The sequence below is a fragment of the Mesorhizobium sp. NZP2077 genome, assembly GCF_013170805.1.
Taxonomy (GTDB): domain Bacteria; phylum Pseudomonadota; class Alphaproteobacteria; order Rhizobiales; family Rhizobiaceae; genus Mesorhizobium.
Window position 1 is genome coordinate 2204366 of sequence record NZ_CP051293.1, and the last position, 20882, is coordinate 2225247.

19 protein-coding genes and 1 pseudogene are annotated in these 20882 nt (G+C 60.6%); 8 read left to right on the top strand and 12 right to left on the bottom strand.

Annotated elements, in window-relative coordinates:
• Positions 1-5 precede the first annotated feature (5 nt).
• Both glyA and HGP13_RS10765 read left to right on the top strand, forming a co-directional pair.
• Positions 6-1280, top strand: coding sequence for a serine hydroxymethyltransferase (glyA, locus tag HGP13_RS10760; RefSeq protein ID WP_172225009.1), 1275 nt, complete (start codon positions 6-8; stop codon positions 1278-1280).
• Between the two features lie 106 nt (positions 1281-1386).
• Complete coding sequence (locus HGP13_RS10765) at positions 1387-2784, top strand: L-serine ammonia-lyase (protein WP_109658891.1); 1398 nt, start codon at positions 1387-1389, stop codon at positions 2782-2784.
• Positions 2785-2888: 104 nt separating this feature from the next.
• On the opposite strand, the pseudogene HGP13_RS10770 reads toward HGP13_RS10765, so the two are convergent.
• Positions 2889-3668, bottom strand: a pseudogene (locus HGP13_RS10770) (Tn3 family transposase); the annotation flags it as partial.
• A gap of 130 nt (positions 3669-3798) precedes the next feature.
• Between HGP13_RS10770 and HGP13_RS10775 the strand changes: the two are divergent.
• Positions 3799-4149 carry a transposase gene (locus tag HGP13_RS10775; protein ID WP_172225012.1) on the top strand — a complete coding sequence of 117 codons (351 nt, stop codon included), beginning with the start codon at positions 3799-3801 and terminating at the stop codon, positions 4147-4149.
• Positions 4128-4946: an IS3 family transposase gene (locus HGP13_RS10780; RefSeq protein WP_246707442.1), complete on the top strand. Its 819-nt coding sequence runs from the start codon at positions 4128-4130 to the stop codon at positions 4944-4946. Before HGP13_RS10775 ends, HGP13_RS10780 begins: the two co-directional genes overlap by 22 nt.
• Positions 4947-5578: 632 nt before the next feature.
• Here HGP13_RS10780 and HGP13_RS10785 read toward each other — a convergent pair.
• The 9 genes from HGP13_RS10785 to HGP13_RS10825 all read right to left on the bottom strand — a co-directional run bounded on the left by HGP13_RS10785 (position 5579) and on the right by HGP13_RS10825 (position 13884).
• The gene (locus tag HGP13_RS10785; protein ID WP_172225015.1) at positions 5579-7024 is read right to left on the bottom strand and encodes an amidase; all 1446 of its coding nucleotides are present in this window, start codon (positions 7022-7024) and stop codon (positions 5579-5581) included.
• Positions 7025-7088: 64 nt separating this feature from the next.
• Positions 7089-7916, bottom strand: coding sequence for a polysaccharide deacetylase (locus HGP13_RS10790; RefSeq protein ID WP_210266351.1), 828 nt, complete (start codon positions 7914-7916; stop codon positions 7089-7091).
• Positions 7917-7927: 11 nt separating this feature from the next.
• On the bottom strand, positions 7928-8662 hold the full coding sequence (locus tag HGP13_RS10795; RefSeq protein ID WP_210266352.1) for an SDR family NAD(P)-dependent oxidoreductase: 735 nt from the start codon (positions 8660-8662) through the stop codon (positions 7928-7930).
• Positions 8655-9410, bottom strand: coding sequence for an SDR family oxidoreductase (locus HGP13_RS10800; protein ID WP_170136650.1), 756 nt, complete (start codon positions 9408-9410; stop codon positions 8655-8657). Before HGP13_RS10800 ends, HGP13_RS10795 begins: the two co-directional genes overlap by 8 nt.
• Entirely contained in the window at positions 9407-10123 is a 717-nt protein-coding gene (locus HGP13_RS10805; protein WP_109658896.1) for an ABC transporter ATP-binding protein, read from the bottom strand. Before HGP13_RS10805 ends, HGP13_RS10800 begins: the two co-directional genes overlap by 4 nt.
• Entirely contained in the window at positions 10116-10928 is an 813-nt protein-coding gene (locus tag HGP13_RS10810) for an ABC transporter ATP-binding protein (RefSeq protein ID WP_210267853.1), read from the bottom strand. Before HGP13_RS10810 ends, HGP13_RS10805 begins: the two co-directional genes overlap by 8 nt.
• Complete coding sequence (locus HGP13_RS10815) at positions 10913-11821, bottom strand: branched-chain amino acid ABC transporter permease (protein WP_210266353.1); 909 nt, start codon at positions 11819-11821, stop codon at positions 10913-10915. Before HGP13_RS10815 ends, HGP13_RS10810 begins: the two co-directional genes overlap by 16 nt.
• A 1-nt stretch (position 11822) precedes the next feature.
• On the bottom strand, positions 11823-12695 hold the full coding sequence (locus tag HGP13_RS10820) for a branched-chain amino acid ABC transporter permease (protein ID WP_172225018.1): 873 nt from the start codon (positions 12693-12695) through the stop codon (positions 11823-11825).
• Positions 12696-12777: 82 nt separating this feature from the next.
• Positions 12778-13884, bottom strand: a complete 1107-nt coding sequence (locus HGP13_RS10825; protein ID WP_210266354.1) for an ABC transporter substrate-binding protein — start codon at positions 13882-13884, stop codon at positions 12778-12780.
• A gap of 158 nt (positions 13885-14042) precedes the next feature.
• On the opposite strand from HGP13_RS10825, the gene HGP13_RS10830 reads away from it, so the two are divergent.
• Complete coding sequence (locus tag HGP13_RS10830) at positions 14043-14810, top strand: IclR family transcriptional regulator (protein ID WP_109658900.1); 768 nt, start codon at positions 14043-14045, stop codon at positions 14808-14810.
• A gap of 28 nt (positions 14811-14838) precedes the next feature.
• Here the strand turns inward: HGP13_RS10830 and HGP13_RS10835 are convergent, their stop codons facing one another.
• Entirely contained in the window at positions 14839-15651 is an 813-nt protein-coding gene (locus tag HGP13_RS10835) for a MerR family transcriptional regulator (RefSeq protein ID WP_109658901.1), read from the bottom strand.
• A 144-nt stretch (positions 15652-15795) separates the two neighbouring features.
• On the opposite strand from HGP13_RS10835, the gene HGP13_RS10840 reads away from it, so the two are divergent.
• Positions 15796-17076 (top strand): 4-aminobutyrate--2-oxoglutarate transaminase, encoded by a 1281-nt coding sequence (locus HGP13_RS10840; RefSeq protein ID WP_109658902.1) that lies wholly within the window; start codon positions 15796-15798, stop codon positions 17074-17076.
• A gap of 2 nt (positions 17077-17078) precedes the next feature.
• Positions 17079-18563 carry an NAD-dependent succinate-semialdehyde dehydrogenase gene (locus HGP13_RS10845; protein ID WP_109661157.1) on the top strand — a complete coding sequence of 495 codons (1485 nt, stop codon included), beginning with the start codon at positions 17079-17081 and terminating at the stop codon, positions 18561-18563.
• 165 nt (positions 18564-18728) lie between these two features.
• Here the strand turns inward: HGP13_RS10845 and HGP13_RS10850 are convergent, their stop codons facing one another.
• Complete coding sequence (locus HGP13_RS10850; protein ID WP_172225024.1) at positions 18729-19028, bottom strand: hypothetical protein; 300 nt, start codon at positions 19026-19028, stop codon at positions 18729-18731.
• 262 nt (positions 19029-19290) lie between these two features.
• Between HGP13_RS10850 and HGP13_RS10855 the strand changes: the two genes are divergently transcribed.
• Positions 19291-20838: an ABC transporter substrate-binding protein gene (locus tag HGP13_RS10855; RefSeq protein WP_109658903.1), complete on the top strand. Its 1548-nt coding sequence runs from the start codon at positions 19291-19293 to the stop codon at positions 20836-20838.
• The last annotated feature ends 44 nt before the right edge of the window (positions 20839-20882 follow it).

Consider the following 20882-nt stretch of genomic DNA (forward strand, 5'->3'; position numbering starts at 1 on the left):
AGCAAATGACCCTTCACCAGACACAGATGAACGCAACGCTCAGCGACGCCGAAATCGCTGCCTCCATAGGTCGCGAACTTGAGCGCCAGCAGAACCAGATCGAATTGATCGCATCGGAAAATATCGTCTCCAGCGACGTGCTTCTGGCGCAGGGGTCGGTGCTGACCAACAAATACGCCGAGGGCTATCCGGGACGCCGCTACTATGGCGGTTGCGAATTCGTCGATGAGGTCGAGACGATCGCCATCGACCGCGCGAAAAAGCTGTTCGGCGCTGGCTTCGCCAATGTCCAGCCGCATTCAGGCGCGCAGGCCAACCAGGCGGTGTTCTTGGCGCTGCTCAACCCGGGGGACCGCATCATGGGCATGTCGCTGGCGCATGGCGGGCATCTCACCCATGGCTCGCCGGTGACGATGTCGGGCAAATGGTTTGACGTTGTCAGCTACGAGGTGCGCCAATCTGACCAGCAGATCGACTACAATCTGCTCAGGCAGAGAGCTCTGGAAACCAGGCCGAAACTCATCATCGCCGGCGCCTCGGCCTATCCACGCGCCATCGACTTTGCGGCTTTCCGCAGAATCTCCGACGAGGTCGGCGCCTATCTGATGGTCGACATGGCGCACTATGCCGGATTGGTCGCTGCCGGCCTCTATCCAGACCCGCTGCCGCATGCCCATGTGGTAACCACCACGACGCACAAGACGCTGCGTGGCCCGCGCGGCGGCATGATCCTGACCAATGACGAGACGCTGGCGAAGAAGTTCAACTCGGCTGTGTTTCCGGGCAATCAAGGCGGCCCACTGATGCACGTTATCGCCGCCAAGGCTGTAGCCTTCGGCGAAGCCTTGCGCCCCGACTTCAGGGCCTATGCCGGACAGGTGGTCGCCAACGCCCGGGCTCTGTGTGAGACACTTATTTCGGGTGGTCTCGACATTGTCTCGGGCGGCACTGACTGCCACATGGTGCTGGTCGATCTGCGCCCCAAGGCCGTCAAGGGCCGTGACGCCGAGCAGGCGCTTGAGCGCGCCGGACTGACCTGCAACAAGAACGCCATTCCGTTCGATCCCGAAAAGCCGGCGGTTACGTCAGGCGTGCGGCTCGGCACCTCGGCCGGCACGACACGTGGCTTCGGCGAAAAAGAATTCCGGCGGATCGGTGCATTGATCCTGTCGGTGGTCGATGCACTAGCCGAGGCTGGGCAGGAGGGCAATCGTGCAGTCGAAGAGAACGTTCTGGCCGAAGTCCGCGACCTCTGCCGCCGTTTTCCTATTTACCAGTAGCGCCAGTTCAATGGCCAAATCTTTCGCGAGTTGTGCCCTGTCCACCCGGCAGGGCGGTCTGGTGATGCACGCTTAATTCGCCAGCCTGATGGGTCGGAGCAGTCAGATGTTTCTCAGTGTATTCGACATGTTCAAGATCGGCATTGGTCCGTCGTCCTCGCACACGATGGGCCCGATGACGGCAGCGGTCCGTTTCCTGCAATCGCTGAACAAGCACGCGGTAGCGCGTGGCGAAACATCCAAGCCCGCCAGCTTGCGCGTTACCCTCTATGGTTCATTGGCCTTTACCGGCAAGGGCCATGCGACGGATCGTGCCGTGGCGACCGGACTGCTCGGTTATACGCCTGCCGACCTCGACCCAGATGAGGCGGAATCGCGGCTCACGGATTTGCAACGCACCAAGACGCTGCGGCCTGTCAATCTGCCGCCGCTTTCGTTCGATCCGGGTCTTGACGTTGTGTTCAACTACGGGCCGGCGTTGCCCGGCCACGCCAATGGGCTTGTTTTCGAAGCTTTCGACGCGGATACCCGTCTGTATTTCGCAGAAACCTTCTACTCGATCGGCGGCGGCTTCGTCGTCACGGCGGCAGAGCGGGAAGCACGTGAGGCGACACCTGCCGGCAAGGTTGCACGCTGGCCTTATCCGTTCGACACAGCGGCGTCGATGCTGCGGATGGCCAGGGACACTGGCCTTTCGATCGCGGCGATGAAGCGGGCCAACGAGCTCGTGGTACGCCAGCCGCGCGACCTCGATGAGGGCGTGGCACGGATCTGGGCGACGATGAGCGCCTGCATCGACCGTGGGCTTGCGCTTGATGGCGAACTGCCGGGCGGCCTTCGCGTCAAGCGGCGCGCCAAGAAGATCCTTGAGCAACTCCAGCAGGAACGCGGCTCAAATCGTGCCCAGCCGCACGTCGCGTCCGACTGGCTCAGCGTCTACGCCATGGCGGTGAACGAGGAGAATGCGGCTGGCGGGAAAGTAGTGACTGCGCCAACCAACGGTGCTGCGGGCGTCGTTCCGGCGGTGCTGCGCTATTATCTCGACCATTGCGTAGGCGCCGACCCGGCGAGGGTGTCTGAGTTCCTTTTGACTGCCGCCGCAATCGGCGGGCTGATCAAGCACAACGCCTCGATCTCGGGCGCGGAAGCCGGCTGCCAAGGCGAGGTTGGGTCGGCTGCCGCAATGGCCGCCGGTGGGCTATGCGCCGTTCTCGGGGGCACACCGGAGCAAGTGGAAAACGCGGCCGAAATCGCGCTCGAACACCACCTCGGCATGACCTGTGATCCAGTTGCAGGGCTTGTCCAGGTGCCCTGCATCGAGCGCAACGGCATCGGTGCTACCAAGGCGGTGGCGGCCGCGTCCCTCGCGCTTCGAGGAGACGGCTCGCATTTCATGCCGCTCGACAATTGCATCGAGGCGATGCGCCAGACCGGCGTTGAGATGAGCACCAAATTCAAGGAAACAAGCCTCGGCGGCCTCGCCGTCAACCTGCCCGAATGCTGAGCAACGCTCCCAAGGATAGGCAGGCGCAACTCAGCCGCGCGCGGGAAGGTTTTTCGCGACTTCGACAAAATGGGGTCAGAACAAGAGCAGTGCGAAATCGTACGCTAAGGTCGAACGAAGTGAGCGGCTCGCCGTAGTCCAGCCGGGAGCCTCAGCGACCGGAATCCCTCCAGCAGATGCTGTTCGCTGTCCCAGGTGTAGATGCCGGTCAGATCGATGTGTTCCCAGCTCAGCGGCGAGATGTGCCTGAGCAGATAATCCGGAACCTGGCGACGCATGCTGCGCAAGTGGTTGACGACCCGTTCTATGTAGACCGTGTTCCAATGGACGATGGCGCTGACGACGAGGTTGGGGCCGGATGCGCGGAAGGCTTGGCTTTCAATTGATAGGTCCCGGATCTCTCCTCGCTCGTGGAAGAAGACGGCGCGCTTCAGCTTATGCGCGGCCTCGCCCTTGTTGAGGCCGGCCTGACAGCGCCGGCGCAGTGCTGGGCTCGAATACCATTCGATCATAAACAGCGATCGCTCGATCCGGCCAAGTTCCCGTAGCGCCTTTGCGAGCCGACTTCCCTTCGGGGATGCTGACAGCTTCTGCATCACGGCGCGCGTCGTGATCGACGCCGCCAGATGGAGCAGATCGTCCCGATGGTCTAGAATCAGAGTGGCGTTGATCGGTGCCCCGATGTGGTTCGATAGCGCCGGGTATGTATCGCCTTTGTCGAATGTGTGGAATTTCCGGTCCTTGAGGTTGCGCAGCTGAGGCGCAAAGCGGTTGCCGATCAGGGCGAACAGTCCGAAGACATGGTCGCTTGCACCGCCCGTATCGGTGAAGTGTTCCTGGATCTCGAGGATCGTGTCCTGATCGAACAGCCCGTCGAGCACATAGAATCGTCGTGAGCGGCGGTGTGGATCGGCGTGCAAAAAATTGGATGCCGATCTGAGTGCGCCCCCCGGGCCGGACAGATTGAACAAGCGGAATTGACTTGGAAGCCGGGCTTTCGAAGGATGGAAGCCCATGGTGACTTATCGCACGCACAGCATCGAGTTCAAACGTCAAGTAGTGCAGGAGTACCTCTCCGGCGAGACGCTGCATGGTCTCGCCAAGCGGCACACACTGCCGCGCAACCTGATCCGCATCTGGGTCCAGAAATACGAGGCCGGCTCCTTCGACGAGGACGTGGCGGCGGCTGACACGATGCAGACCTATGAGGCGCGGATCGCAGCGCTGGAGCGGCTGGTAGGCCGACAAGCCTTGGAAATCGAGTTTCTAAAGGGGGCTCTGAAAAGCGCACCACGTCCCAGAAGCGGGACTACATCCGTAATCACCGGCCCGGTGGTGTCTCCATCGCTGAAGGATGCCGGCTGATGGGGATCGCGCGATCAACCTACTACGATCAGCCCGAAACCGCCGTGGATGACACAGAGCTCGTCGAGACGATGGGTGAGATCTCCGACAGCTTCGAAGCTTACGGCTATCGCCGCATGCAGGCGGCGCTGCGGCAGCGCGGCATCGTCGTCAACCACAAGAAGGTCAGACGGTTGATGCGCGAGCATGATCTGCAGCCCAGGATTAGGCGGCGCTTCATCGCCACTACGGACAGCGATCACGAGTTGCCGATCTTCCCGAACTTGGCGAAGAACGTGACACCCGACGGCCCGAACCAGCTCTGGGTGAGCGACATAACCTACGTGACGATTACGGTAGGCTTCGTCTACGTCGCTGTCATTTTGGATGCCTGGTCACGCAAGGTCGTTGGTTACGCCATCGGCCGATCGATCGACGCGCGCTTGACCGTTGCAGCATTGAAGGCGGCAATCGAACGACGAAAGCCACCGCCGGGCTGCGTCCACCACTCGGATCGAGGCTCGCAATATGCCGCACTCCTCTACCGCAATCTTCTCGCCGAGCACGATCTTATTGGATCAATGGGCCGGCGCGGCAATCCCTACGACAATGCGAAAGCGGAAAGCTTCATGAAGACGATGAAGGTCGAAGCCGTCTATCCGATGGCCTACGAAACCTTCGCCGACGTCGCTGAGGACCTTCCCCGCTTCATTGATGAGGCTTACAACACCCGCCGATTGCACTCAGCGCTCGGCTATCTCAGCCCACAACAGTTCGAGGACCAACAAGCCCGGCAGATGGTCAAAACTGCGGCTTGATCCTGTCCGGCCCGGGGGGGCGCACTACACGCCGCCAAGTTCCTCTCGGAAGAGGATGGCCCACGCGTCACCGTTGTTGCTGGACGTGATGCTATGTCGCCAACCCCGAATGTCTTCATGGAAGCCCTCAAGCAGCACTCCAGACCGGCAGCATTCTTGGCTTCGAAGGCGCCAGGTCCGTTGCCGGCGATATGACGGGCTTCGAACAGCGCTGCGACGTTCTCATTCCGGCGGCGATGGAATTCTCAGCTCGCGCTGTTTGGGTGGCGGGAAGTTGTCATGCTGGATTCTTAAACAAGGATCGTCGTCCACCGGTTATGCATAGCCGACACGACGCCTCATCCACAGACGGCCTCGATCGGCTGAGAGAGCAACGCTCAAGAGAATAGTGCCGGACCAGGCCGTCATCGTCGATCGGAATGGCGAGTAGAGTCTTTCGTTCGTGTTCTTTGAGAAGCGCACCTCGGGCCCACTTTCCACTCCACCCTAGAACGGTAGTGGCCAAGCCTTTATCCAAAGCAGCCTAGCGGTACAGGAGGCAAATGACGTATTCACAGCCAACATCCGGGCGTTCACTTTTCCGCCACAGCGAAAGGTTCTGAACAGCTCTTGTTCTGTCCCCGGGATGCTATCTATAGGAAATTAGTCAAGTCAGGCCATCCCTGGGCTACGCTCCAGAGCGCGCTTCCTTCCAGTTGATGTGACAGGGCCAGCACCATGTCCTCTCGGCCGAAATGACCGATGAGTTGTACGCCGACGGGAAGACCTTCATGCCGCCAAAGTGGTAGACTTGCGGCTGGCTGGCCTGACGCGTTCGCTACTGCCAAAAACGGAGTAAGCTCGCTAGCCTTGCGCCGGAAACCGCGAAAATCAGCCTCTTTGGTTGAAATGGTCCCTAGCGTCGGTGGAAGGGTCGTAAGGGTGGGGGAAAGAACGAGATCGTATCCGTCGATCATCGCGGCCATCATCCGGCCGGTAGCGTGCAGCCTATCGACGGCCGCGACATAGTCAGGTGCCGTAGTGCGTGCACCGATGAAGTAGCCGTCCAGAATAGCTGGCTCAAGCTCGTCCGGTCTTGGATCGCGGCCTAACGCCGAAAGCTTTACACGGACGGAAAGTGCGACGTTAGAAGCCATGACGGTGATAATGGCATCGATGAAGGCACAATAGTCGAAGTCCGGTGGGTCGATGGCGATGATCTCATGGCCAAACGCCGCACAAAGCTCGGCCGATTTCCGTACGGCCTCCCGGCAAGGTCCATCCATCGCCAGACCCCATGGATCCTGCCAGACGGCGATCCGTAGGGGGCGCTCCAAAGTTACGTCTAGGCTCGCTTCGAAGCTGCAGCCGGGTGGAGCTGCGTAGGGTGCGCCGGTCTCCATTCCCGCGGTGAGGTCAAGAGCGCGTGCCGTGTCGCGTACTGTGCGAGTCAAAACGCCATCGCAGGCAAGTCCGCCCCAGCCTTCGCCACGAAAAGGGCCCAGCGGAACGCGGCCGCGGGACGGCTTGAGGCCGAAAACGCCGCACGATGAAGCGGGAATGCGAATGGACCCACCGCCATCGCTGCCATGCGCCACCGGGACAACGCCGGCCGCCACGGCGACGGCAGCGCCGCCGGACGATCCGCCGGACGAACGCGTCGGGTCGAAAGGATTGCGGGTAGGGCCGCCATTTCGGCGCGCCTCCGTCGTTGGCGCCATGCAAAGTTCAGGCACCGTAGAGCGCGCAAACGAGATGAAGCCCGCCTCGCGGAACCGCTTGACGAGGGTCGCGTCGCTTTGGGCCTTCGTCGCCTCGAAGAGCGAAGACCCGATACTCGTCGGCAGGTCCGTTGAGGCAAGGCCTGAATCCTTCAGGAGAAACGGCAGGCCGCTGAATTTTCCGGCAACCACCTCATGGCGGAAAGCCTTCGCCAAGGCGCCTTCGTAATCCTTGTAGGACAGCATATTGGTGAGGGCATCGACGCGTTCGGCCGCCTCTATCGCGATCCGCATCAGGTCCAGCGCGCTCACCTCGCCATTGGCCAGAAGTGCGGCAAGAGCTATGCCGTCCCTGGACCGGTACTCTTCAAAATTCATGACATCTCCGTTCGAGAGGAAGCCGTCTTCCTTCGGTGCAGCCTTCTAAAGGTATGAAAAAAGATTACTTTTCGGACTTGCTCCAGGCCTCCGCGACCTGATGTCCCTGGGCGAACCAGACACCGGGGAAGGTTTTTACCCACTGGATGAATTCTCTGAGCAGCGCGATGCGGGACGGCCGGCCGATGACCTGCGGGTGCATCGTCAGATTAAAGAGCCCGCCCCAGCGGTAGATTTCGCGGAACTCGTCCTGCCATACCTTCAGGATATGGTCGTTGGTGACGATGGTGCGTGGCGCGCGCACCGAAAACAGCGCGAATGGCGCGTCGTCCAGGCTCCAGTGAACCGGAAGCTCGATCGGACCATCTGTCCCGTCATCGAGCGTATGCCGATAGGGGTTGATGGTGTCCATGAAGGAGCTGTCGTAGAAAAAGCCGTATCGCTTCAGGAGGCCGATCATATTCGGCGAGGTCTCCCAGGCCGGCGATCGATAACCGGTTGGAACGATCCCCACCGTCTTTTTCAGGGCTTCCTGGCCCTTGACGAGGATTTCCTCCTCCCGTTCCGGCTGGTCGGGGTCGACCCATTCATGCAGGTAACCGTGATGGCCGACTTCGTGGCCTCTGGCGACGATCATCTCCAGGCGGGCGGTGTGTCTTTCGGCCGTCCATCCGGGCACAAAGAAGGTTCCCCGCACACCGGCATCTTCCAGGGTTTCGAGGATCATCGGAACGCCGACTTTGGCGCCATAGACGCCTTGCGACAGCGTCCCCGGACGGCGCGCATTATCGGGATCCCGCGACAGCCAGAGGGTTTCGGCATCGAAATCGAAGGAGAGCATGACTGCAACGCGATGGCCGCCAGGCCATTTGACAGGACCGAAATGTTCCATCTCTCTATTCCTTAGAATGTGCCTCGGGACGAGAGCCAGCCGCCGTCGACGGCAATGATCTGACCATTGACGAAGGATGCCTGATCGGAGCCCAGGAAAGCGATCACTTCAGCCACTTCCATGGGATCGCCGATCCGTCGCAACGGCGTTCCGGCGATCATCGCGCTCCGGTATTCGGCATCCTTGTCAATCTTGTCGCGGGTCATCGCGGTGAGGATGCAGCCGGGTGCGACGGCATTTACCCGTATCCCTTCCGGACCGAGTTCCGCGCTCAATTGCCGTGTCAGCTGCGAGATGCCGCCCTTGCTGGCGGCGTAGGCGGTGGTGCCCACGCGCCCGACCTCGCCATAAACGGATGCGAGGTTGACAATCGCGCCGCCGGGCTGGCGCAGCAACGGCAGCAGTTCCCGCGTCAGCCGGATGACGGAGCGTAGATTGATGCTGAGGATCCGGTCGAGCAGGGCGTCATCGGTTTCGGCGATGCGTTTCGAGCCGCCGACGCCGGCGCAATTGACCAGGAGATCCAGCCCGCCAAGCGCGCTGGCCGCATCGGCGATCCGCTTCGGTGCCGCCTCTTGGGAGAGATCGACGGCGACAACGGTTGCAGCGACGCCGCCGAGCTCGGACACGTCTTGGTCGACCGCCACGATGGAGGTGCCGCGCGCGATGAGCAGATCGAGTGTCGCGCGGCCGATGCCGCTGTTGGCGCCGGTAACGACAGCAGTCTTGCCCTCAAAGCTATGCAAGGCGACCTCCATCGACCGGCAGCGAAACGCCGGTCGTATAGGATGCGGCGTCGCTGGCTAGATAGAGCACGGCCTGCGTCACCTCGTTCGCCTCACCGAAACGTTTCATCGGATGAAGATCCCTATAGATCTGCCGACGCATTTCCGCTTCTGCGCCGGCGGCCGCGAAGTTCCGCTCCAGCATCGGCGACGAGATCGATCCGGGGCAGACGGAATTGACGCGGATGCCTTCCTCGGCGAGCGATAACGCAAGGCTGCGGGTAAGCAGCGCCACGGCTCCCTTGGTCGTCGAATAGGCACCGAGCGCATGCGAACCGGTCAGGCCGGCCGTCGAGCCATAGGTCACAATACATCCCTTGCGATGCCGCAGCGCGCCCAAGGTGAGCTGGACAGCAAACAGTGTGCCGCGCACATTGAGCGACAGCATCTGGTCGAACTCTTCCGGATCGACTTCCAGAAGCGGTTTGCCGCTGCCAAGGGTCCCGCCGGCGGTCACCAGGACGTCGATACCCAACTCTAAATCCATGCCGTCCCAGGCCTGCCGCATGTCGGCAACTGACGTGAGGTCGCAGCGGACCGCAATGGCCGGTCTGCCGATCGCGGCGCGGAGTTCGCCGAGCCGAGCCTCGTCTCGATCGACAAGGTAGAGGCGCTCGGCGCCTTCGCGGGCAAATGCCTGCGACAGATCGGTGCCGAGAGTGCCGGCCGCGCCGGTGATCAGGACCGTTTTCCCGGCAAACCGCGTCACGATTGTCCTTTCCCGAGATAAAATTCGCGCAGTTCCTCGACCTTGAGATCGGGGCCATTCTTGCGCGAATAGGCGAAACGGCCCTCACGCAGGATATGCACCTCGTCAGCGAGTTCGAGCGCCATCGAGACATTCTGTTCGACGAGAAGCATGGTCAGGCCGCGCGCTCTCAGCTTGCGGATAATGTCGGAAATTTCGCCTACCACCTTCGGTGCGAGCGCTGCCGAAGGTTCGTCCAGCAGAAGCATGCTCGGCCGCGCCATCAAAGCGCGACCCAGCGACAGCATCTGCCGCTCGCCGCCGGACAGAAGTCCGGCCGGTGCCTTGTAACGGGCCTTGAGGCGGGGAAATTCGGCATAGACCATCTCGACGTCTTCGGCGATGCCGGGCTTATCCTTGCGCCGGTGATAGGCGCCGACGGTGATATTCTCATGCACGCTCAGGCCGCCGAGGACTTCCTTGCCTTGGGGCACGAGGCATAAGCCCGCCGCCGCCATGGCATGGGCCCCCTTGCCGTCGATCCGCTTGCCGTCGAGCAGGATTTCTCCGCGGGTCGGCTTCACTAGGCCAGCGAGCGTCTTGAGCGCCGTCGACTTGCCTGTTCCGTTGCCGCCGAGAATCGCGCTCAGCCCGCCCTTGGGTACGGTGAAGTCGAGACCGTAAAGGATTTGAACTTTGCCGTATCCGGCATCGATACTTTTGCACTCAAGCATGGGAAGACCGCCCCAATCCGATATAAGCTTCGATGACCTTGGGGTCCTGAACGACGACATCCGGCTTGCCGTCTGCAACTTTTTGTCCGTAATCGAGGACGACAACCCTGTCGCAAACTGCTTGAACGACGCGCATGACGTGCTCGACAAGCAGGATCGTGACGCCGAATTCGTCGCGCATGCGGCGGATCATTTCGATGAGCCGATCGACGTTGATTGGCGAAAGGCCGGCTGCCGGTTCGTCCAGAATGAAGATACGCGGGTTCGTGGCGAGGCCACGCGCCAGTTCGACCATACGCTGCTGTCCGATCGAAAGATCGGTGGCGAGCTTGTGGGCGTGCTTCTCCATTTCGAACAAGGCCAGCATGTCGCGCGCCTTGCAAGCCGCCTTTTCGTGCCACGCCATAGCATTGCGACGGTTCAGGAAGGATGACATGTACCCGGGGCCAGATTGCTCCTGCAGCGCCAATACGATGTTCCGTTCAACCGTCAGGCTCGGGAACAGCCTGATCATCTGGAAGGTGCGGACCACCCCGTGTCTTGCAACGACATGCGGTGCGGCACCGGTAAAATCCTTGCCGTCGATCAGCACACGGCCGCTGGTGGGCGCAAGAACGCCGGTTAAAAGATTGACCACGGTCGATTTGCCCGAGCCGTTTGGACCGATCAGCCCGACGATCTCGCCTTCGTTGACCGAGAAGTCGAACGCATTCAGCGCCACCATCCCCTGGAAGTTCTTAGTGAGTGCTTCCGCCCTGATTATCGGAGCAATGTTTTTCTGTTCACCCGTCATCTTGCTCTCCAACGAGAGAACTTGCCCGCGAGCCCCTGCGGAGCAAACATCGTGACCAGGATCAACACGCCGCCATAAAAGATGTGCTTGTAGTCGGTAAGTATCGAAAGCATTTCGGGCAGTGCGGTCAGCAGCACTGCACCGAGAACTGGACCCCAGAAACGTCCGCGACCGCCAAGAACTACCATTGCCACAATCGATGCCGAAGCGAGGACAGTATAATCGTCAGGCGTCACACCGCGTATGTGATAAGCCAGAAGGACGCCCGCGCCGCCCGCGAAAGCCGACGATATTGCCAATGCGACAAGTTTGACGGCCTTTGTATTCATGCCGATCGTACGCGCCAGGGTCTCGTCGTCGCGGATCGCCTGCAAGGCGTCTCCTAAGCGCGATTGCGTGAGAAAGCGGATCGCAATCAGACAGATCACCGCAATCACCAGCACCAGGTAGAAGTATGACGATAGCGTGGTGAAGCCTGCGACTGGTTCGACTTCGATCCCATATTGTCCGCCGGTGAAATCGGTCCACTGCGACAGAACGAGATAGACGATGGTCTGGAATGCGATTGTCATGATCGCCAGGAAATGTCCTTGTGCCCGCAGGAGCGGCAGGCCGAGCAAGAAACCGAACAGGCCTGCGACGATCATTCCGAGCGGCAGATTGAGCCAGAACGTGGTTCCGAAGTCCCGGCCGAGGATAGCGGCGGTATAGGCGCCTATTCCAAGGAAGGCGGCATGGGCGAAGGAAAAAAGGCCCGTCCAGCCCATCACAATATCGAGGCTGCTGGCCAGGATGACGTAGATGCAGACGACGATGGCGATATTGATCGCGTATCCGCCGCCGAACACCGTCGATACGATGGCAAGCGTCGCCGCAGCGACGAGGATGAGAAAAATCGCACGCACGTCAGGACCGATCCGTCTGGATGCCGAACAGACCTTGCGGACGTATGGTCAGAACGCCCATCACGAAGATGAAGCCGACGATGTCGCGCAGTCCATTGCCGAGATAGCCGGTGACGAGGGATTCGACGATGCCGAGAGCAAGGCCCGCGATGATTGCACCCTCGATGCTCCCCATGCCGGCCAGAACCACGATCACAAAGGCTTTCATGACGATCAGGCTGCCGGCATTTGGCTGAACGGTGAAGACAGTCGCCATAAGCGCGCCGGCCAGTCCGGCAAGAGCCGCGCCGATGGCAAAGGTCACCACGCCGACACGACGGACATTGATGCCGCAAATCCGTGCCACGGTCGCTTTTTCCGACATGGCCCGAAGAGACAGGCCGATCCAGGTGTATTTCAGCACCACAAGCAGGGCGGTCACCGTGACGGCTGCGAGGGCTACGATCGCAAGGCGCTCGCTGGTCAGGAAGATGTTGCCGATCTGAATGGCGCCACGTGGCAGGCCGCTCCTGGCAAGCATCGGTTCCGGTCCGGCAATCTTGAGCACGATGTTCTGCAGCAGGATCGACAGTCCGAAAGACGCGATGATGACGTTTGTCGGATCCTTCTTGGCGATCGGCACGAAGATGGCGCGCTCGATGAACCAACCCAACATCACCATCACAACGATAACAAGCACGATCGAGGGAAGGGGGCCGATGCCCAGGACCTGGGTTCCGACCACGGCCACGTAGCCGCCGAGCATGTAGAATTCGCCATGGGCGAAGTTGACGATTTTAAGGATGCCAAAGATGAGCGTCAGGCCGAGCGCGACAAGTACATAGCTCGACCCGACGACAACTCCGTTAGCCAGGAATTGCTGGAAAAGTATCAATGGTGGAATCCCTGTCCGGGCGTGAAGAAAGAAGCGGCTCCCGGGGGCGGAATCTCTCGCCTCGCGAAGCCGTCGCTGCTGCTTAGTCGAAGGGAAGCCATTCGCGCTTACCATTCTTGACAATCGCAAGGCCCACCTTGAACTCGACGCTTCCCTTGTCGTCGAACTTTGCCGTCGTGCGGTCCGGTCCTTGGGACAGCGGGAAGTCCGGCATGTTGAGCAATTGCTTCTGCATCGCGGCACCGTCCGGCTTGCCCGCGCGGCGCGCTGCCTCGATAAGAAGGCCCATGGAATCGAAGCCGATGGCGCTGTAGACGTCAGGCTCTTTCTTGTAGGCGGCCCGGAATTCCTTGGCGAATTCTGCGCCATGCTTGTTCGGCGTGCTGGGTTCGAACATCGAAGATACGGCGAAGCCTTCCGACGCCGGACCGGCAAGTTCGATCAATTTGTCGCTCATCATCGAACCCGATCCGACGATCTGGGTCTGAACGCCGAGTTCGCCGGCCTGCTTGATGATCTGGGCGCCTGAATCCATCAGGCCGGCGATATAAACGGCCGAAGGCGACTGGGCGCGAACGTTGGTCAACGATGAATAGAAGTCTTTGTCGCCAGGATTGTATGCTTCCATGGCAACGACCTTGCCGCCGATACCCTCATAGTTCGACTTGAACTCGTCGGCCAGCGATTTGCCGTAAATCGAGTTTTCGTAGAGCACCGCCACCGTCTTCGCGTTCAGCTTTTTGAGCGTGTCGGAGGCGGTCTGCTTGGCCTGGGCCCTGCTGCCGGGAAAGGCGCGGAAGAACCATGGGTCTCCGGCCGTATTGGCATCGGTGACGGCGGAAGACGTCGAACCGGCCGAGATCATCGGTACCTTGTATTCCTTGGCGACCTTGCTTTCAGCCGCAGCGACGGCGCTAACATAGGTGCCGCTGATGCCGACGACGTGGTCCTGCTCGATGAGCTTGCGGACCGCGGTTACACCCTTCGTCGGATTGCCTTCGTCGTCCTCGATGAACACCTTGACGTCCTGATCGAAGACGCCGCCCTTCTGGTTTGCCTGCTTGACGGCAAACTCGATGCCTTCGCGGATCGATGTGCCGGCAAGCGAAGCCGGGCCGGACAGCGGCAGTGAGACGCCCAGCTTCAGCTGTTCTGCAAACGCTGCGGATATCGCGACGGACGAGATCATTACGGAAAGTCCAGCGGCAGCAGCCGCTTTTACCCAAATAGCCATGTTCACCTCTTTAAGTTGGGCTGCCGCAATTTTTTATATTGTAATGCGATATAACTTATCTTATTATGGTTTAATCGGGCGGTCAAGCGCTGAGCCTATGGAGGGATGCACCTGTGAGCGATGACGATTCGTTGTTCGTGAAATCGCTGGCGAAAGCATTTCAGCTGCTCGAGGCGTTCGAGAAGAGTGGCGATGGCGGACGCCTGACACACAAGGATATGAAACAGCTGACCGGTCTGGATGCCAGCACGGTTCAGCGCATGTCCCATACGCTGGTCAAACTCGGTTATCTTGAGCGCGGGCAGAACCGCACCTACGTCCTCGGCAAGAAGTTCCTCCATTTCACCTTCGAGTACCTGCGCCATTCGCAGACGATCCAGCGAGCCAGCCCGATCCTCATGGATCTCCAGAACGAGACGGGGGAGCGTGTCGACCTCAGTCTCTTCGAGGATGTGGAAATCGTTTATGCGCTTCGCCGGCAATCGAAGCGTGAGACCTTCTTCGCCACCCTGACCGGTCGACGCGTTCCGTCGTTTGCCGCGTCCGGCGGGCGGGTGGTGATGTCCCATCTGCCGCGCGACGTCGTAGAAGACATTATCGACAGATCGGCTCTCGTCCCGCAATCGCCGAAGACGGTCACGTCGCGAACCGAGATCCTTGCGGAGATCGATAGAGCCCGTGAACTTGGTTATGCATTATGCATAGAGCAGATGCTGATCGGCGAAATCGTACTTGCATCGGCGATTTTCGACGAACGCAACACGCCGATCGGCGCGGTGCATATCGCCGGCTCGCTGTCGGACTGGGATGCCGACTCTTTCTGCCGCAAACATGCGCCGTTGGCTATTTCGGCCGCGCGGATGATTTCGAACAGATCCTGATCCCGGCAGGGATCTGCGGGCGCCGGCGTCAGAACGTCGCCGGCGTATTGATCCAGATCAGCGTTGTCTGACTGTCGGAGAGATTGCGCCAGGAATGCGGCCTGTTGCTCTCGAAATAGAAGCTGTCTCCGGTGCGCAGTTCGAAGAACTGGTCGCCGTCGAGCACGACCTGCAGCTTTCCCGCCAGGACGAAGATGAATTCTTCTCCCTCGTGACGGTAGGAGCCTTCGCTGGAGGCGCCGGGCGCAAGGTCGAAACGATGACATTCCATCTGCCGCCGACCCGGGACGAGCGCATGGATGGTGACGCCCGACGAAGTGGTCGGCCACGTCGCCCATTCACCGCTGCGTACGAGCGATGCGCTTTCTTCCTGCCCCTGCTGCCCGCTGAGATCGGCGACCGTCGTCCCGAGGTGTTTTGCCACATCGTGCAGCGCGGTGATCGAGATTCCCTGCGACGTCCGCTCGAATGTCGATAGCTGCGACAAGGAGGTCCCTGTTGCACGCGCTACTGTTTCCAGCGTCTGCCGTGCCTGCCGTCGCAAGCTCCTGACCTTCATCCCGATGGGCATGTCGTCGCCAGCGACATGGCCTTGCACGGCGGGGCGTGATTCCTGCTCGTCCTTCAGCCCTTCCTTGATGGCTGCCGGATTGAGACCTTTTTCGCTTCGCATCCAGGCAATCGTCTGCAGCCGTTCGACGAGCTCGGGATCATAGAGTCGCTGCCCCGAGGGCGTGCGGATCGGTTCGACCAGCCCCTGCTGTTCCCACAGCCTGAGTGTCGAGGGGGAAACGCCGGCGCTGCGCGCCGCTTCGGCAATTTTCAGAGGATTCTTTTGCATATCCCGTGGGCAGGTTCTCGCAGGGTGAAATTTTCTAGCGGTCACAAGACGCATCTTGCAAGTCTACAGAAAAAATGTAGATATTTTTTTGACTGAGACGTTTCGTCCTCACCACCAGTCTTCCGTTTTTCAGGGATTGCTTCCATGCAGAATATCGAACTCGCAGACCGTCGCTCCGACGCCATTTCGCGCGGCGTTGGCGTTATCACGCAGGTCTATGCGGAGCGCGCCGAAAATGCGGAGATCTGGGATGTCGAAGGCCGCCGCTATATCGATTTCGCTGCTGGCATCGCGGTGGTCAACACGGGACATCGGCACCCCAAGGTCATCGCTGCGGTCAAAGACCAGCTCGACCATTTTACCCATACCTGCCATCAAGTGGTTCCCTACGAGAATTATGTGCGCCTCGCGGAGCGGCTGAACAAAGCCGTTCCGGGCAACTTCAAAAAGAAGACCGTCTTCGTCACGACAGGTGCGGAAGCTGTGGAAAATGCGATCAAGATCGCCCGCGCCGCGACCAACCGCTCGGCGATCATCGCCTTCACTGGCGCCTTCCATGGCCGCACGTTCATGGGCATGGCGCTGACCGGCAAAGTGGTCCCCTACAAGGTCGGTTTCGGCGCTATGCTGCCGGATGTCTATCATGTGCCTTTCCCGGTCGAACTGCATGGCTACACGGTCGACGATTCGCTCACCGTGCTCGACAAGCTGTTCAAGGCGGATGTCGATCCCAATCGTGTGGCGGCGTTTATCGTCGAACCCGTTCAGGGCGAGGGCGGCTTTTACGAGGTGCCAAAGGCGTTCATGCAGAAGCTGCGCGAGATCGCCGACAAACATGGCATCCTGCTGATCGCCGATGAGGTGCAGACCGGCTTCTCGCGCACCGGCAAGCTGTTTGCCATGGAACATCATGGCGTGGTGGCAGACATCACCACCATGGCCAAGGGCCTTGGCGGCGGCTTCCCCATCGCAGCCGTGACGGGCCGCGCCGAGCTGATGGACGCTCCGGGGCCCGGCGGGCTCGGCGGCACCTATGCCGGCAATCCGATCGGCGTCGCCGCCGCCAATGCCGTTCTCGACGTGATCGAGGAAGAGGGCCTCAACGACCGGGCGACGTTGCTTGGCAACCGGCTGAAGCAGCGCCTGCAGTCGCTTGCCGACGCCGTGCCACAGATCGCCGACATTCGCGGGCCGGGTTTCATGAACGCCGTCGAATTCAACGTGCCAAGGAGCAAAATGCCAAATGCCGAGTTCACCAACAAGGTGCGCGAAAAGGCGCTGACCAAGGGCCTGATCCTGTTAACCTGCGGCGTTTACGGCAATGTCATCCGTTTTCTCGCGCCGCTGACAATCCAGGACGAGGTGTTTTCCGAAGCGCTCGACATCCTGGAGGAAACCTTGCGCGAATGCGCCAAGGAGGCATGACAGTGAGCATTTCCAACGCTTTGCTTGCACGTTTGAAGGATCCGTCGCTTGTTACTGACAAGGCCTTGATCGCCGGTGAATGGCTGTCGGCGGCCGATGGCGGCAAGTCCTTTGACATAACCAACCCCTCGACCGGTGACGTTATCGCGACCCTGCCGGACATGGGTCGCGCGGAGGCGGCCCGCGCTGTCGATGCCGCCTACAAGGCGCAGAAGGACTGGGCAAAAAAGACGGCCAAGGATAGAGCCGCGATCCTTCGCAGGCTCTACGATCTGATGCTCGCCAATGCCGACGATCTTGCCGCCATCCTGACCATGGAAATGGGCAAGCCGCTGGCCGAAGCCCGCGGAGAAATCCTCTATGGTGCCTCTTATGTCGAATGGTTCGGCGAAGAGGCCAAGCGCGTCTATGGCGATACGATCCCAGGCCACCAGCAGGACAAGCGGATCATCGTCCTCAAGCAGCCGGTTGGCGTCGTCGCGGCGATCACGCCGTGGAATTTCCCAAATGCGATGCTGGCGCGTAAGTTCGCGCCGGCTGTCGCTGCCGGCTGCGCCGTGGTGTCGAAGCCTGCGGCCGAGACGCCGCTTTCGGCGCTGTCGCTGGCGCTGCTGGCGGAACGCGCCGGACTGCCATCCGGCGTCTTCAGCGTCGTCACCTCGACCGATTCCTCGTCCATCGGCAAGGAATTCACCGAGAACGCCAAGGTGCGCAAACTGACCTTCACCGGCTCGACCGGCGTCGGCAAGATCCTGATGCGTCAGGGTGCAGAGCAGATAATGAAACTTGGTCTCGAGCTCGGCGGCAATGCGCCGTTCATCGTTTTCGACGATGCCGATCTCGATGCGGCGGTCGAAGGTGCGATGGTGTCGAAATACCGCAACAACGGCCAGACCTGCGTCTGCGCCAACCGGCTCTACGTGCAGGCTGGCGTCTACGACGTGTTTGCCGAAAAGCTGGCGGCAAAGGTTGCGGCGCTCAAGGTCGGAGACGGTTTCGAGGACGGCGTCAATGCCGGCCCGCTCATCACCCAGAAGGCCGTGGAGAAGGTGGAAGAGCATATCGCCGATGCCCTTTCCAAGGGCGCCAGCATCATGCTGGGCGGCAAGCCCGCCGACCGAGCGGGGTTGTTCTTCCAGCCGACCATCCTGACCGGCGTGACGTCAGACATGAAGGTCGCCCGCGAGGAAACCTTCGGACCGGTTGCGCCGCTGTTCAAGTTCGAGAGCGAGGAAGAGGTGATCGAAATGGCGAACAACACCGAATTCGGGCTTGCCTCCTATTTTTATGCCAAGGACCTGTCGAAGGTGTTCCGCGTCGCCGAGGCGCTCGAATACGGAATGGTCGGCATCAATACCGGCCTGATCTCCAACGAGACGGCGCCTTTCGGCGGCATCAAGCAATCCGGCCAGGGCCGCGAAGGCTCGAAATATGGTCTCGAGGACTATCTGGAGATCAAATATCTTTGCCTCTCGATCGAAGGATGAGGGCTGACCCGCTCATTGCTTACCTCCTGAACACGGCAACGGCCGGCACCGAAATGGTGGCATGGAAACCGTCGTCCGGCCGATCGCAGCCAGCGATGGAACAGGAATGGCGGCGGCTGTGGACCGCCTATCTCGACTCCAACGAAACCAGCGTGACGGAGTTTATCAGACCACCTTCAGCCGCTTGGTTTGGAGGGCGAATTTGAGCCCAACGGCTTCATCGCCATGGTGGATGAAAAGCCGGTCGGCTTGTGCAGTATCCAGCATAGAACGCCCTGGTCGACCAAGAACAATTGTTATCCGCAGGAGCTCCATGCCGATCCCGAGGGCTAAAGCACGGGCGTCGGGAGGGCCATCATCGAAACGGTCTATGCAAAGGCCGACGAACTTAGCATACGCCAGCCTATTGCGGCCGATCCGGTCATAGATCCCGCGCGCCGTGGCATTGTGCCTCTGGTCAGCCAATAGACGTTGGGCCAGCCTACGAGCACGCGCTACGCGCCATGCCCATAACGTATCGCGATCCACGCGTTTGGAGTTCGTTCGAACTCGTGATCAGCACAAAGTTTGCCATGGAGGTCCCATCGCTGGCCTGGGCGCTGCGGCTTCCCATCTAAGAGCGCGTATGTTAGATTTGCAACTATCTTGTTGACACAAGTTATCTATATCACATAAACCTCTGCCTCATGCCGAAAGGCACAAGACAAAATTTCGGGAGGAGAACTAGATGAATTCCTTGAGCGGATCCCGCACGCGGGCTGCCGGCGCGGTGTTGCACGGGGCTGTCCTCGTCGCGATGGGTTTGTGTTGGGCCGTTCCGGCCTTCGCCGACGATGTCATCCGCGTGGTTTCGCCCTACCAGACTACGACGCTCGATCCGATGCGCTCCGCGGCGGCCGGCAACATCGAAACCTACGGCCAGCTTTATTCGCGCCTGCTGCGCCGCAACTACGAAACCGGCGCGCTGGAGCCGGGGCTTGCCGAGAAATGGGAGATTTCGCCGGACGGCAAGACATACACCTTCCATCTGCGCGAGGCCCAGTTCTCGGACGGTTCGCCGATCACGGCTGCCGACGTCGCCTTCAGCCTTGACCGTATCCGGAGCGACAAGAAATCGGCTTATCCTGCGCCGCTGGGCTCCGTGGAATCGGTGACCGCGGCGGATGCGAAAACCGTGGTGATCACCCTCAAGTCAGCCTTCGCGCCGTTCCTCGGCAATGCGGAAATCTGGAACATGGGCATCGTCTCGAAGGCCGATGTGGAGAAGCGCGGCGAGGAGGCGGCTTTCGCCACGGTCCCGGTTGCGTCGGGCCCGTATGAAGTCAAGCAGTGGAAGCCGAACGAGAAGCTCGTTCTCGAACCCAATCCGCACTACTGGCGCAAGGGCTATCCGAAGTCGGACGCCACGGTCGAACTGATCGAGATCGCATCGCCCGAAACCCGCATCGCCATGCTGAAGGCCGGCGAGATCGACGTGGTGCGCGCGGTGCCGTGGACGCAGATCGACGAGCTGAAGGCGACCGAGACGGTGGATATGCGACTCGAGCCTTCGACCACCATCTACATGACCCTGCTCAACCACAAGCGCGAACCCTTCTCCAATCTGAAGGCTCGGCAGGCGGCAGGCATGGCGATCGACAACAAGGCCATGACTGCGGCCATCACGCGTGGCTATGCCGAACCCGCGAATACCACGCTGCCGGGCAGCATCGACTTCCATGACAAGGATTATCCGGGCATTCCCTACGACCCCGCCAAGGCAAAGGAATTGCTGGCCGAATCCGGCATGGTGGGGCGCGAGGTAAAGATCCTGGCGACAGCCGATGCGCCGTCGCAGCAGACGGCACTGCTGATCCAGGCCCAATGGCAGGCGATCGGGTTGAAGCCGGTGATCGTCAATGTCGATAGTGGCGCCTGGTGGGATGCCACCGGCAAGGGCGATTACGACGCTGCCGCCAATTGGTGGTACAACGAGACCACCGATCCTGACCTCGCCGTGCGATGGGCCGTATGCGGATCCTGCGGCTCGAACTCCTACAGCACCTTCTATGAGAACCCGAAGGTGGACGCGCTCGTTGAGCAGGGAACCAAGGAGGCCGATCAGGCCAAGCGCGCGGAAATATACAAGGAGATCCAGAAGATCACCACCGAAGAGGTCGCGCAGATCCCCCTCTATTATGCGCCGAATGCGGTTGCCTATTCCAAGCGTCTCCAGGGTCTCAAGCTGACGCCCGCGCTGCAATGGACGCTGGAAGAAACCTCCCTCGGCCATTGAGCCGCCTCAAGCGCGCCCCGCGACAGGGGCGCGCCCTTGACGCT